The organism is Enhydrobacter sp. (assembly GCA_025808875.1).
In the GTDB taxonomy this organism is placed as follows: Bacteria; Pseudomonadota; Alphaproteobacteria; order Reyranellales; family Reyranellaceae; genus Reyranella.
The window spans coordinates 4,026,988-4,040,235 of record CP075528.1; the positions used below are offsets into that span (position 1 = coordinate 4,026,988).

The window sequence follows — 13,248 nt, forward strand, 5'->3', positions numbered from 1 at the left end:
GCGGTATTAGCAAGGCCTCCGCGGCTTGTCGATAGGCTGCGATGAAAGAAATTCAGTCGCGGATTCAGCGCGTTCCCGGCAACTGCGCGTCGCGATAGACGTTGACGCCAATCAGCAAGCCACAGGCAAACATGACCGAGAGCATGGCCGTTCCACCATTGCTAACCAGCGGCAGGGGCACGCCAACCACAGGCAGCAAGCCCATCACCATTGCGACATTGATGAAGACGTAGAGAAACAGGAGCGACGTAACGCCGAGCGCCACCAGCCGGCCAAAATGGTGCTGGCTGCGCAAGGCGATCGAGTATCCCCACAGGAGGACAAGCGCGAACAGGCCCAGCAACACCACGGCGCCTGCCAGACCCCATTCTTCGACGAACGTGGTAAAGATGAAGTCCGTCTGCTTCTCGGGCAGGAAATTGAGGGCGGCCTGCGTGCCCTGCCCCATTCCCTTGCCAAACAGGCCACCGGAGCCGATCGCGATCTTCGACTGCGTGATGTGGTAGCCTGCCCCGAGGGGGTCGCGGTCCGGATCGAGGAAGGTAAGCACTCGCCGACGTTGATAGTCATGCATCAACGACCACCCGATTGGCAACGACGCCAACGACGCCACGCCCGCCACGAGGAACATCCACACGCGCGCGCCGGCGACGAACAGGAGCGAGGCACCCCCCAAGAGCACCATGACTGCCGTGCCCAGATCGGGCTGGATCATAACCAGCCCGACAGGCGCCAGTATGATGAGCAGGGGCGGTAGAGTGTAGAGCAAGCGCGATGCCTGTTCCCTCGTCAGGCCATGGTAGTACCGCGCCAACACCAGGATGACCGCTACCTTGGCGATCTCGGAAGGTTGAATCTGCAGGGGCCCCAGCACGAGCCAACGCTGTGCTCCCATGCCCACTTTGCCGATGACATCGACGGCCACGAGCATCAGCATAGCGGCGATGTAGATCGGCCAGGCGAGTACAAGCCAGACTCGGGGATGAACCAGCGCCACGGCCAGCAGCAGCGCCAGCGCCGCTCCGTAGCGCATCGCGTGCCGCGCCGCCCAAGGCTCGAATCGGCCGCCCGCGGCGGAATAGAGCGCCAGAACGCCGATGGCGGCGATCGCCGTAAGCGTCAGCACGAGCCCGAAATTGATGCGCCAGACTCGCTCCGAGAAGGACGGTGGCGCGGGCGTACCCAGCGCGACGCTATCGCTCATCGCGAGGCCATCTTGCGAAAGCGCCCCATATTGCGCGACGGATCGCGCTTCATGGTCTCGACCAGCACGTCGCGGCCGATCGGACCCGCCGTCGCGCCGCCCGCCATGCCATGCTCGACGATCACCGCGCAGGCGTAACGCGGATTGTCGACCGGCCCAAAACAGACGAACAACGCATGATGACGCAGGTGCCAGGGCAACTGCGCCTGGGTGATCCCGAGTTGCCGCTCGCGCTCGGTGATGCGTTTGACCTGGGCGGTGCCTGTCTTGCCGGCAAACCGAAAAGACGGGTCGAGCAGCCTGCCCTTGGCATCGACGCGCAAATGGTTGGCGGTACCGGTTGCCACCACCTGAATCATACCTTCACGGATCAGAGCCAGATGCTGTGGATTGAATCGTAGCGACGGGGCTGCTGGTTTCTCTCGCACCGATGGCGGCGCGAGTTCCTCGCGCGCCGTGGCCTTCGCGAGCAAAACGTTCGGCTGGACCTCATAACCGCCGTTGGCGAGCCGTGCCGTCATGACGGCCAGCTGCAGGGGCGTGGAATTCATGTAGCCTTGGCCGATACCGAGATTGAAGGTATCGCCGTGCTGCCAAGGCTTACTGTACTTTTCCTGCTTCCATTGCCGCGACGGCTGAATGCCTGCCGATTCCCCCGGCAGCCCGAGTTCGCTGACCTTACCAAAGCCCAAACGCCCCGCAACCTCGGCAATGCGATCGACACCGGCCCGCCGCGCAGCCTCATAGAAATAGCAATCGCAGGAATGGGCGATCGCCTCGATCAGGTTCGTCGAGCCGTGGCCGCCCTTGAGCCAACAATGGAACTTGATGTCGCCCAGTATCAGAAACCCGAGGCAGGGCAGTCTGGTCGATGGATCGACGGCTCGCGATTCGAGCGCCGCCAACGCCGTTACCATCTTGTATGTCGAGCCGGGCGGATATGTACCGGCGATGGCCTTGTTGTGCAGTGGCCGCTCGGGGTTCTCTATCAGTTCGCGCCACTCGGTCTGGCTGATGCCGCGCGCAAAGGCGTTGGGGTCGAACCCGGGTGTCGAGACCATGGCGAGGACGTCGCCGGTCACAACATCCATCACTACGACCGAGCCGCTCTGATGCTCCTTCAATCGCTCCGCTGCGAAATGCTGCAGATCCAGATCGATCGTGAGCAGCGCATTGGCTCCCGCCTGGCCTTCGGCTCGGTCGAGCTCGCGCACCACGCGACCCACCGCATTCACCTCGACCTGGACGGCGCCGGCGCGGCCACGCAGATCGTCCTCGAGTAGTCGTTCAGCGCCCTTCTTGCCGAAACGCACGGTAGCGAGATGGAGGAGTGGATCGTCGCGGCCGTCGAGATCCTCGTCGGAGACCCGGCCGGTATAGCCGACGACATGACTCATCAACTCACCCTCGGGATAGTCCCGGGTCTGGCCAAGATCGATGAAGACGCCCGGCAGGTCGGGCGCGTTGAACTCCAACCGCGCTACCTCCTCCCAGCCGAGATTCTCACGTACGACGATGGGCTGCAGGTTGCGGCTTCGGCGCAACTCGCGCAGCAGCCGCGCTTTCTCCGGCTCGCCAATCGACAGAATCTGGTCGAGCCGTTCGAGCAGAAGTTCAGCACCGCGCCCCCGGTCGGACGTGACCATGGCTCGGAAGTTATTGCGGTTGACAGCGAGGGGTTGGCCGGTGCGGTCGAAGATCAGGCCGCGCGACGGTGGCAGCAGCCGGAGATTGATGCGGTTCTCTTCCGCGAGAGTGGCGAAGCGCTGGGTCTCCAGTACCTGCAACTCGTAGAGCCGGCCCGCAAGAGCGGCGAACAGTACAGCCTGGCCACCACCCAGCAGCAGGGCGCGACGCGTAAAGAGCCCGGAACGCTCGCCATCGCCCTTGCGAAAACGCATCATGACGTCGTCTCGCCTGGCTTGGCGGTGCCGCGGGACGGTTCCGGCACGTTCAGGGGATCACGCGGATAGATGCGCGCCAGCACAGGAGCCAGCAACGGATAAATCACGATCACCACGGCGTACTGGATCAGCGCAGGACGGGGATCGATGGCCGTCCATGTCCAGATCGCCGTCAGCACCCAGACCAGAATGACGAATCCACCGCATAGGATAGCGAAGCCGATCCACAGGAACAGGAACGGCACGCCGATCAGATAGCGCCGATTGGCAACCACGGCGTGGCGTATCAGCACGAAGCCGAGCGCGCTCGCTCCGACGGGGGCGCCCGGCCCGCCGAGCAACAAGTCAAGCAGGATGCCCATGGCGAGCAACAGCGGTCCCGGCAGACGCTCGGGCGTGGCGAGGCTGAACTGGAAGACAACGAGCGCGGGCAGCAACGGCAATGCGTCAGAAAGGTACGGTGCGCGAAGCGGGGCCAACGTCAGCAGCACGAAGAACAACAACACGGTGCCGGGCAGCAGCAGGCGTCCCCATCGATCCAGACCGGCGATCAATCCGTCGGCGCGCATGTCAGCGCGCCCGCGACGCCGGAGGAGCAGCGGCACCGCTCACGAGCCCGGTGACTCCGTAGTCGACGACACGCACGAATTCCAGGCGCGAGAAGTCGGCGAATGGTCGAACGCGCACGTAGCTGTCGATCTGGACGACCTCGCCGATCGGGATGCCGAGCGGGAAACTGCCGCCATCGCCCGAGGTGACGATACGGTCGCCACGCTGGATGCCGGCCAGACCTTGCAGCAAGGTGAGGCGCGGTTGCGGAGAGTTGTCGCCTGACAGGATCGCGCGCTCGCGCGTGCGCTCCACCAAAACGGGCAGGCGCGAATTGACATCGGTGACGAACAGCACGCGCGCGCTGTTGTCTCCGACCTCCGCGACGCGGCCGGCGAGGCCTTCGCCCGTCAGCACGGCCTGGCCGGTGCTGACTCCGGCACGGCGCCCGACATTGAGGAGTGCGCCGCGCACGTAGGCACTGACGCTGTCGCCAACGACGCGGGCGGTGATGAAGGACGCCTCCGGTCCCTCACGGAACTGCGACAGCTCGCGTAGGCGCAGATTCTCGTTCTCCAACCGACGCGCCGCCGTCTGCCACGCCAGCAGACGGGCGTTTTCCTCGCGCAGCCTGGCATTCTCCTCGCGCAACGACGCGAACTCCTTGAGGTCCGCGATGGCCCGGTTGGCAGCGGCGACGGGCCGCGCAATAGCCTCGAGCGCGGGCGTGGCGAAGTCGAGGGCAACGACTCGGGCCTCCTCGACCAGAACGGTATCGGCCTTGCCGATCAACATGGCGGCGAACGCACTGATCACAAGCAGGACCAAGGCGAAGCGCTGCACGACGGCGCGCACTTGCCCAGCAACAATCTCGTAATCGTCCCGAATCGCCATTGGCAGTCTAGTTTACCAGCGATGCCGCCCTGAGGCGAAGCCGATGGGCCTCCCCGAACGACCAGACACGGCACATTCCGTCGAGAACGAGGCGAGCGTCAGAACCCGTCGCTTCGCTCAGATGATATCGGTCAGTACATCGACGACAGCACGCCGCGCAGCCGGTCGATGTTCTCCACGGCGTGGCCCGTGCCCAGGGCCACGCAGAGCAGCGGATCCTCGGCCACCGAAACCGGCAGGCCGGTGGCCTGGCGCAGGACGGTGTCCATGTTGGTCAACATGGCACCGCCGCCGGTCAGCACGATGCCCTTGTCGACAATGTCGGCCGCCAGCTCAGGCGCGGTATTCTCCAGCGCCACCTTCACGGCTTCGACAATGGCACTCACCGGCTCCTGCAGGCTCTCGGCGATCTGCCGTTCGGTGATGACCAGTTCTTTCGGTACGCCATTCATCAGGTCGCGGCCCTTGATCTCCATGGTCCGCCCCTCGCCGTCGTCGGGCGGGCAGGCGGACGCGATGGTCTTCTTGATGCGCTCGGCCGAGCTCTCGCCGACCAGGAGGTTATGGTTGCGCCGGATATAGGCGATGATCGCCTCGTCCATCTTGTCGCCACCGACGCGCACCGAGCGCGGATAGACGATGCCGCCGAGCGACAGCACGGCGACCTCCGTCGTGCCGCCGCCAATGTCGACCACCATCGAGCCCGTCGGCTCGGTGACCGGCAGGCCGGCGCCGATTGCCGCTGCCATCGGCTCCTCGATCAGCCACACCTTGCGCGCGCCGGCGCTCTCGGCCGACTCCTGGATGGCGCGGCGCTCGACGGCAGTAGAGCCGGACGGTACGCACACCACGATCTGCGGATGAGCGAAGGAGCGACGGTTGTGAACCTTGGAGATGAAGTGCTTGATCATCGCCTCGGCCACTTCGAAGTCGGCGATGACGCCGTCGCGCAGGGGACGGATGGCCTGGATGTTGCCCGGCGTGCGGCCCAGCATCATCTTGGCTTCCTCGCCCACGGCAAGGACCTGCCGTTTGCCGCTCTGCGTGGTGAGCGCCACCACCGACGGCTCGTTGAGAACGATCCCGCGGCCCTTGACGTACACAAGTGTGTTGGCGGTGCCGAGGTCAATGCCCATGTCCGCCGAAAACAGCCCGATCACACGCGACAGCATTGCGCCAAGTCTCTGTAATTATTAGGGAATTCCCGCTCGCTCAGCGCCCTGCCTGACACCTTGGCGCTGCACTGCGGTTTAAACCTAGAGACTGGACCTCGCAAGGCGTTTCAAGGACCGGGCGCGCCAAACTGCCTGCATCCGTCAGGCAGGAGGCAAGGGTCCGCCCGATGTCCATTCGGCGGCGGACACGTCCGACACTCATGGCATCGGTATCGGAGGGGATTCGTCCGGATGTCCGCCTCATCCGACGAATCCACGATTCTCGCTACAGGCCCATCATCTTGGCGATGGTATTGCGCTGGATGTCGTTGGTGCCGCCGCCGATCGAGCCGACCCTCGTGTCGCGGAACAGGCGCTGGATGTCGTGTGCCATGGTGTAGCCCGCCCCGCCCATGATCTCCATGGCGAGGTGGGCGCACTTGAACTCACCGTCGGTGCCGAGAATTTTGGCGATCGCGGTCTCCTCCACCGGATCGAGGCCGGCATCCAGCATGTCGGCCAGGCGATAGGTCAGCGCCTGCGTGCTCTTCAGCATCACCCGCATGTCGGCGAACTTGTGCTGGATGGCCTGGAACTTCGACACCGGCTGGCCGAACTGCACGCGCTCCCGGGCGAAGCGCTTCGCGTACTCGATGGCGAAATGCATGTTGCCGCAAGCCTGCGCCGCGAGACAGAGCCGCTCGAGGTTCAGTCCCTTCATCAGGCCGGACCAGCCGCGATTCTCTTCGCCGATCACATGGTCCGCCGGGACGAACACGCCATCGAAGAAGATCTCGTTGGGATGCGTCGTGCGCCTTCCCAGGGTCTCCAGCGGCCTCATGCCGACCCCCGGTGCATGCGCGTCGACCCAAAAGAGAGTGACGCCCTTGTGGCGCGCCTCGCTATCGGTCTTGGCGACGACCACGAGAAAGTCGGCGACATGCGCGGCGCTGATGTAGAGCTTCTGACCGGAGAGCCGAAAGCCGTTGCCGTCCCGCACGGCGCGGGTCTTGATCCCCGAGGCGTCCGATCCGGTGTCGGGCTCGGAGAGCGCGAAGGCGGCCTTCAGCCGGCCGGCGCTGATCTCGGGCAGGTAGCGCCGCCTGAGATGCTCGCCCGCGGTGAGTTGCAGGTGCATGCCGCCATAGACGACGGTCGGCAGATAGAGCGAGGAGGCGCCGCTGTAGTGCCGCGCCAGTGACTCGACCAGGACGACGAGATCCTTGCGGCTGCCGCCCATGCCGCCGTAGGCGGGATCGTAGGGCAGCGCCATGTAGCCCGCCGCCGCCAGCGCGTCGAAAGCGGCGTGCGGGAACTCGCTCGCCGCATCGAGCCGCCGGACCTCCTCGGCCGGCAGCGCGCGCGCCAGCAGCTCCGCCACGTTACGGCGGATCAGTGCCTGCTCCTCAGTGAGGCCGAAATCGTCGAGGGTCAATCGAACACCACGACGCCGCGCGCCACCTCGCCCGCCATCATGCGCTTGAAACCATCGTTGATCTCCTGGAGCCTGTAGGTGCGACTGATCAGCCCGTCAATGTTGAGCTTCTTGCTCATGTAGTGGTCGACGAGGACGGGGAAGTCGAGGTTGGGCCGCACAGAGCCGTAGAAGGTGCCGCTCACCGTCTTCTCGGCGAACACCATCATGAAGGGCGAAAACTGCGCCTTGATGGACGGAGCCGAGATGCCGACCGCCACCGAATGGCCGCCCGGCGCCAATGCGTCGAAGGCGAGCGCCTGGGTCTTCTCGATCGAGACGGTGTCGAAGGCGTAGTCGACACCGAGGCCGCCCGCGATCTCTTTCACCTTCTTGACCGGATCGTTGTCTTTGGCAGTGTTGATGACGTGGGTCGCACCGAAGGTCCGTGCCATCTCGAGCTTGTTGTCGAGGATGTCGGCAGCGACGATCTTGCCGGCGCCCGAGATCATGGCACCTTGAACGGCGTTGAGGCCGACTCCGCCGCAGCCGATCACCAGCACCGACGAACCCGCCTCGATTTTGGCGTGCCGCGTGACGGCGCCGACACCTGTTGCCACGCAGCAACCGACCAAGGCGGCTTGCGGCCATGGCATGTCCTTGCGGATCGGCACCACCATCTCTTCCGGCACCACGACCTGCTCGGCAAAGGTGCCGATACGCGCCATCTGGTTGACGCCCTGCCCTTTGTGCTTGATGCGCAGGGTGCCGTCGTAGAGAGCGCCCGGAGGGGCGCTGGCGCGGCCGATGCAGAGTACGGTGCGGCCCTGGCTGCAATAGCGACAATGGCCGCAATGCGGGCGGAAGGAGAAGATGACGTGGTCGCCCGGCTTCACCGTCGTGACGCCCGGTCCGCACTCCAGGATTTCACCCGCCGCCTCGTGACCCGGCACGATCGGCATGGGTGAGGGCCAGTCGCCATTCATGACGTGCCAGTCGCTCTGACACACGCCGGAGGCCCGCATCCGCACCTTCACCTCGTTGGCCTTGGGCGGGTCGAGTTCACATTCGACGACCCGCAGGGGCGTATTGGGCTCGAACAGAACGGCCGCCTTCATGAATTTCTCCTCCCGAAGCGCGCCGCCACTATATCATCGGCGCCATGACGAAAACCCTTCTCATCACCGGCGGCGCTTCGGGCATTGGCGCCGAGACCGCACGTCGCGCGGCGAAACGCGGCTATCGGGTCGCCATCAACTACCGCTCGCGGGATGCGCAGGCGATGGGCGTGGCGGCCGACATCGCGGCCGCGGGCGGCAAGGCGATCGCGCTGCCCGGAGACGTGGCGCACGAAGCCGATGTCGTGCGGCTGTTCGCCGAGACCGAGCGAGCCCTGGGACCGATCAGCCATCTGGTGAACAGCGCCGGCTTCAGCCAGCGCACACGGGTCGACGAGTATGACGCCGCCCTGCTCGGCAAGTTCTTCGCCATCAACGTCATCGGCCTGATGCTGTGCTGCCGCGAGGCCACCAAGCGCATGTCGACCCGGCACGGCGGCAAGGGCGGCGCGATCGTCAACGTCTCGTCGATGGCCTCGACTCTCGGCGGCCGGCTGGGCTCGACCGCCTATGCCGCGACCAAGGGCGCGGTCGATTCCTTCACCAAGGGGTTTGCCCGCGAGGTGGCGGCAGAAGGCATCCGCGTGAATTCGATCCGCCCCGGCATGGTGCTGACCGAGATGACCGAGGGAAACCTCGGAGACTCGGCGTTCCGCGCGCGCATCGAGGCATCGATCCCGATGCATCGGGTTGGCGAAAGCCACGAAATCGCCGACGCCATTCTGTGGCTCCTGTCCGACGAAGCCTCCTTCGTCACCGGCGCCATGATCGATGCGGCCGGTGGCGGGTACATGATTTGACCGCCGCCAGTGTCTTTTGGGCACCGTGCGGGTCGCCGTTTCGCCGCTCTGCGGCGAAAGCGGCTTGCTCGCGCTTGGTTACAAGCGCTGCCGCCCGCCGGCGCCCATGAAGGCGCCTAGTTCCTCGTCTTGTCGACCAGCGCCTTTTCCTTGATCCACGGCATCATGCCGCGGAGCTTGACACCGATCTCCTCGATCGGATGCTCCGACATCTTCTTGCGCATGGCCTTGAACGAGGCCTGGTTGACCTTGTTCTCCAGCATCCAGTCGCGCGCGAAGCGGCCGGACTGGATGTCGGCCAGCACGCGCTTCATCTCGGCCTTGGTCTCAGCCGTCACGATGCGCGGGCCCGACATGTACTCGCCGAACTCCGCCGTGTTGGAGATCGAGTAGTTCATGTTGGCGATACCGCCCTCGTAGATGAGGTCGACGATCAGCTTCACCTCGTGCAGGCACTCGAAGTAGGCCATCTCCGGCGCGTAGCCGGCCTCGACCAGCGTCTCGTAGCCGGCCTTGATCAGCTCGACCAGGCCGCCGCACAGCACGACCTGCTCGCCGAACAGGTCGGTCTCGCACTCCTCCTTGAAGGTGGTCTCGATCGTGCCGGCGCGGCCGCCGCCGATCGCCGAGGAGTAGCTCAGCCCGATCTCGAGCGCGTTGCCCGAGGAGTTCTGCGCCACCGCGACGAGGCAGGGCACGCCGCCGCCGCGCAGATATTCGGAGCGCACCGTGTGACCCGGACCCTTGGGCGCGATCATGAACACGTCGATGTCGGAGCGCGGCGTGATCAGGTTGAAGTGGACGTTGAGGCCGTGCGCGAAGGCCAGCGCCGAGCCCGGCCGCATGTTGGGCGCGAGGTCGGCGTTGTAGATGTCGGACTGCAGTTCGTCGGGGGTCAGGACCATCACAATATCGGCCCACTTGGCGCCCTCGGACGGGCTCATCACCGTAAAGCCCGCCCCCTCAGCCTTCTTGACCGTGGCCGATCCCGGCTTGAGTGCGATACGCACGTCCTTGACGCCCGAGTCGCGCAGATTCATCGCATGGGCATGGCCCTGGCTGCCGTAACCCACGACCAGGACCTTCTTGCCCTTGATCAGGTTCACGTCGGCATCACGATCGTAATAGACCCGCATCTCTGACTTCTCCCTTCCGAATTGGCGCGCTCTCTAGCGGTCCGACAGGGCGAGGCGCAAGCCAAGAAGTGCCAGCGCTCCGCCCATGACCCGGTCGAGCCAGACCTTGGCCCGACGATAGACGGCCCGTGCCGGGCTGCCCGAGAAGAGCAGGGTTACCAGCGCGTACCAGGTGAATTCGTTGACGGCGACGATGGCCAGCACAAGGCCGGCCATCCAGCCCGGCATGTCGGCCGGCAGCAGCGACAGGAAAACGCTGCCGAAGAACACCATGATCTTGGGGTTCGAGAGTGCGAGCAGGAGGGCGCGGCGGAAGCTGCGCCAACTGCTGCCCGCCTCCGCCGACGCCGCCACTTCCGGCATCGGATCGCGAGCGTGCCGCCACAGCATGAACGCGAGGTAGAGCAGGTAGAGCGCACCGCCGATGCGCATGATGAGATGGAGCCATTCGAAACGGGCGAACAGCGCCTGCAGGCCGAACAAGGCAGCGGCCGCCCAGGCGAGCGCCCCCAGCATGGTGCCGAGCGCGGCCGCCAGCCCGGCACGGCGACCCGAACCGATCGCGGCCTGCGCGACCAGCATGAAACTGGGGCCGGGGCTCGCCACGGCGAGCAACTGGACGAGCGCAAAACCCAGCAGAACGATCGCCGTTTCCACGTCAGAGCGCCTCGCCGCCGCGCGACATGGCGACGACGCCGGTGCGGCCGACCTCGACCAGGCCGAGCGACTGCATGAGCCCGATGAAGCTCTGCACCTTGTCGGTGGTGCCGGTGACTTCGAAGACGAAGGAATCGATCTTGGCGTCGATCACCTTGGCGCGGAACACGTCGGCGAGCCGCAGCGCCTCGACACGCTTGTCGCCGATGCTCCTGACCTTGACCAACGCCAGCTCGCGCTCGATGTGCGGTCCCTCCGAGGTGAGGTCCCTCACCTTGTGCACAGGAACCAGCCGGTCGAGCTGCGCCTTGATCTGCTCGATGATCATCGGCGTGCCGGTCGTCACGATGGTGATGCGCGACAGGTTCTCCTTCGCATCGGTTTCGGCGACAGTGAGGCTCTCGATGTTGTAGCCGCGACCGGAGAACAGGCCGACCACCCGCGCCAGAATGCCGGGTTCGTTGTCGACCAGGACGGAGATGGTGTGGCTCGACGCCGCCTCGGGAGCGATCACACCAGCACCATGCCTTCCTCGGATACGGGCTTGGCGGCACGGTCGTCGGGGCCGAGCAGCATGTCGTAGTGCGCCGCCCCCGACGGGATCATCGGGAAGCAGTTCTCCGTTTTGTCGACGCCGACATCGACGATCACCGGCTTCTTGATGCGGATCATCTCCTCGATGACGCCGTCGATCTCGGAAGGCTTGTCCGTGCGCAGGCCGACCGCGCCGAACGCCTCGGCCAGCCGCACGAAATCGGGCAGCGATTCCATATAGCTCTCGGAATAGCGGCCGCCATGCAGCAGTTCCTGCCACTGCCGCACCATGCCCATGTACTGGTTGTTGAGGATGAAGATCTTCACCGGCAACCGGTACTGCGCCACGGTCGACAGTTCCTGGATGTTCATCATGATCGAGGCCTCGCCGGCGACGTCGATCACCAGCGCGTCGGGATGGGCGATCTGCACGCCCATCGCGGCGGGAAAGCCGTAACCCATGGTGCCGAGGCCACCCGAGGTCATCCAGCGGTTGGGCTGCTCGAACTTCAGGAACTGCGCCGCCCACATCTGGTGCTGGCCCACCTCGGTGGTGATGTAGTGGTCCTTGTCCTTGATGTGGTGATAGAGCCGCTCTAGGGCGTACTGCGGCTTGATCGTCTGCTTGTCCTGCGTGTAGGCGAGGCAGTTGCGGCCGCGCCATTCGTCGATCTGGGCCCACCACGCCTTCAGCGCTTTCTGGTCGATCCTGGGCTGGCGGCTCTTCCACAACTTGATCAGATCTTCCAGCGCCTGGCCGGCATCGCCCACGATTGGCAGGTCGACGCGCACGTTCTTGTTGATCGAGCTGCCGTCGATGTCGACGTGGATCTTCTTCGACCTGGGCGAGAATTCGGCGATCTTGCCGGTGATGCGATCGTCGAAGCGCGCACCGATGTTGATCAGCACGTCGCAATTGTACATCGCGAGATTGGCCTCGTAGGTGCCGTGCATGCCGAGCATGCCGACGAATTGCCTGTCCGACGCGGGATACGACCCGAGTCCCATCAGGGTGTTGGTGATGGGATAGCCGGTCATGCGCACGAACTGGGTCAGCAGCTTCGACGCGCGGGGGCCCGAATTGATCACGCCGCCGCCGGTGTAGAAGACCGGCCGCTTGGCCTTGGCGATCAGGTCGAATGCCTGCTCGATCCGCTTCGGGTCGGGCTTGGTCTGCGGTTTGTAGCTCTTGTGCTCGACCGGCTTCCTTGGGGCCGCGTAGTCGTGCTTGTTCATCAGCACGTCCTTGGGCAGATCGATCACCACCGGGCCGGGGCGACCCGAGCGCGCCACGTAGAAAGCCTCGTGCACCGTGCGCGACAGGGCGTTGACCGACTTCACGAGATAATTGTGCTTGGTGCAGGGCCGCGTGATGCCCGTCGTGTCGGCTTCCTGAAAGGCGTCGTTGCCGATCAGATGGGTCGGCACCTGGCCCGTCAGACAGACGATGGGGATCGAATCCATCAGGGCGTCGGTGAGGCCGGTCACGGCATTGGTCGCGCCGGGGCCGGACGTCACCAGCACCACGCCGACCTTGCCGGTCGAGCGCGCGTAGCCTTCGGCGGCGTGCACGGCCGCCTGCTCGTGACGCACCAGGATGTGACGCAGCCGGTTCTGCTTGAAGATCGAATCGTAGATCGGAAGGACCGCGCCGCCGGGATAGCCGAAGACGACCTCGACTTCCTCGTCGATCAGGGCTTTCACCAGCAGATCGGCGCCAGTCGTGGCGGGCTCCTCGGGCTTCATGACACGGGTCTCCTTCTGACAAATGCGCCGCAAAACCCGGGGTTTTGCGGCGGGCGGAACCTAATGGCGGTATCCACAGGGGTCAACCAAAAACGGCACGAAACGCAAAGTTTTAGACCTCTGAATTGGTCAAATATT

At 65.0% G+C, this 13,248-nt stretch carries 12 protein-coding genes; 1 reads left to right on the forward strand and 11 read right to left on the reverse strand.

The window, feature by feature from the left end:
• Nucleotides 1-64 precede the first annotated feature (64 nt).
• From rodA to KIT25_19990, 7 genes are all read right to left on the reverse strand, one after another.
• Nucleotides 65-1,204: a rod shape-determining protein RodA gene (gene rodA / locus KIT25_19960; protein UYN94290.1), complete on the reverse strand. Its 1,140-nt coding sequence runs from the start codon at nucleotides 1,202-1,204 to the stop codon at nucleotides 65-67.
• Complete coding sequence (gene mrdA / locus KIT25_19965; GenBank protein UYN94291.1) at nucleotides 1,201-3,108, reverse strand: penicillin-binding protein 2; 1,908 nt, start codon at nucleotides 3,106-3,108, stop codon at nucleotides 1,201-1,203. The genes rodA and mrdA overlap by 4 nt, the downstream gene beginning before the upstream one ends.
• Entirely contained in the window at nucleotides 3,105-3,677 is a 573-nt protein-coding gene (locus KIT25_19970; GenBank protein UYN94292.1) for a hypothetical protein, read from the reverse strand. Before KIT25_19970 ends, mrdA begins: the two co-directional genes overlap by 4 nt.
• A 1-nt stretch (nucleotide 3,678) precedes the next feature.
• Nucleotides 3,679-4,551, reverse strand: coding sequence for a rod shape-determining protein MreC (mreC, locus tag KIT25_19975; protein UYN94293.1), 873 nt, complete (start codon nucleotides 4,549-4,551; stop codon nucleotides 3,679-3,681).
• Between the two features lie 131 nt (nucleotides 4,552-4,682).
• Nucleotides 4,683-5,723: a rod shape-determining protein gene (locus KIT25_19980; GenBank protein ID UYN94294.1), complete on the reverse strand. Its 1,041-nt coding sequence runs from the start codon at nucleotides 5,721-5,723 to the stop codon at nucleotides 4,683-4,685.
• A gap of 268 nt (nucleotides 5,724-5,991) precedes the next feature.
• Entirely contained in the window at nucleotides 5,992-7,140 is a 1,149-nt protein-coding gene (locus KIT25_19985) for an acyl-CoA/acyl-ACP dehydrogenase (protein ID UYN94295.1), read from the reverse strand.
• Nucleotides 7,137-8,237, reverse strand: a complete 1,101-nt coding sequence (locus tag KIT25_19990; protein ID UYN94296.1) for a Zn-dependent alcohol dehydrogenase — start codon at nucleotides 8,235-8,237, stop codon at nucleotides 7,137-7,139. The genes KIT25_19985 and KIT25_19990 overlap by 4 nt, the downstream gene beginning before the upstream one ends.
• A gap of 44 nt (nucleotides 8,238-8,281) precedes the next feature.
• On the opposite strand from KIT25_19990, the gene KIT25_19995 reads away from it, so the two are divergent.
• Nucleotides 8,282-9,037 (forward strand): SDR family oxidoreductase, encoded by a 756-nt coding sequence (locus KIT25_19995; protein UYN94297.1) that lies wholly within the window; start codon nucleotides 8,282-8,284, stop codon nucleotides 9,035-9,037.
• A 116-nt stretch (nucleotides 9,038-9,153) separates the two neighbouring features.
• Here KIT25_19995 and ilvC read toward each other — a convergent pair whose 3' ends face one another.
• The 4 genes from ilvC to KIT25_20015 are packed head-to-tail and all read right to left on the reverse strand — an operon-like array spanning nucleotide 9,154 to nucleotide 13,110.
• On the reverse strand, nucleotides 9,154-10,173 hold the full coding sequence (gene ilvC / locus KIT25_20000) for a ketol-acid reductoisomerase (protein UYN94298.1): 1,020 nt from the start codon (nucleotides 10,171-10,173) through the stop codon (nucleotides 9,154-9,156).
• Nucleotides 10,174-10,206: 33 nt separating this feature from the next.
• Entirely contained in the window at nucleotides 10,207-10,830 is a 624-nt protein-coding gene (locus tag KIT25_20005) for a LysE family translocator (protein UYN94299.1), read from the reverse strand.
• A 1-nt stretch (nucleotide 10,831) separates the two neighbouring features.
• Complete coding sequence (gene ilvN, locus KIT25_20010; protein UYN94300.1) at nucleotides 10,832-11,344, reverse strand: acetolactate synthase small subunit; 513 nt, start codon at nucleotides 11,342-11,344, stop codon at nucleotides 10,832-10,834.
• Nucleotides 11,341-13,110 carry an acetolactate synthase 3 large subunit gene (locus KIT25_20015; protein UYN94301.1) on the reverse strand — a complete coding sequence of 590 codons (1,770 nt, stop codon included), beginning with the start codon at nucleotides 13,108-13,110 and terminating at the stop codon, nucleotides 11,341-11,343. The genes ilvN and KIT25_20015 overlap by 4 nt, the downstream gene beginning before the upstream one ends.
• Nucleotides 13,111-13,248 lie beyond the last annotated feature (138 nt).

What these genes read in the sequence shown, in the direction of transcription:
- rodA (UYN94290.1), bottom strand. Translation starts at nt 1,204, where the DNA reads ATGAGCGATAGCGTCGCGCTGGGTACGCCCGCGCCACCGTCCTTCTCG.
- mrdA (UYN94291.1), bottom strand. Translation starts at nt 3,108, where the DNA reads ATGATGCGTTTTCGCAAGGGCGATGGCGAGCGTTCCGGGCTCTTTACG.
- KIT25_19970 (UYN94292.1), bottom strand. Translation starts at nt 3,677, where the DNA reads ATGCGCGCCGACGGATTGATCGCCGGTCTGGATCGATGGGGACGCCTG.
- mreC (UYN94293.1), bottom strand. Translation starts at nt 4,551, where the DNA reads ATGGCGATTCGGGACGATTACGAGATTGTTGCTGGGCAAGTGCGCGCC.
- KIT25_19980 (UYN94294.1), bottom strand. Translation starts at nt 5,723, where the DNA reads ATGCTGTCGCGTGTGATCGGGCTGTTTTCGGCGGACATGGGCATTGAC.
- KIT25_19990 (UYN94296.1), bottom strand. Translation starts at nt 8,237, where the DNA reads ATGAAGGCGGCCGTTCTGTTCGAGCCCAATACGCCCCTGCGGGTCGTC.
- KIT25_19995 (UYN94297.1), top strand. Translation starts at nt 8,282, where the DNA reads ATGACGAAAACCCTTCTCATCACCGGCGGCGCTTCGGGCATTGGCGCC.
- ilvC (UYN94298.1), bottom strand. Translation starts at nt 10,173, where the DNA reads ATGCGGGTCTATTACGATCGTGATGCCGACGTGAACCTGATCAAGGGC.
- KIT25_20015 (UYN94301.1), bottom strand. Translation starts at nt 13,110, where the DNA reads ATGAAGCCCGAGGAGCCCGCCACGACTGGCGCCGATCTGCTGGTGAAA.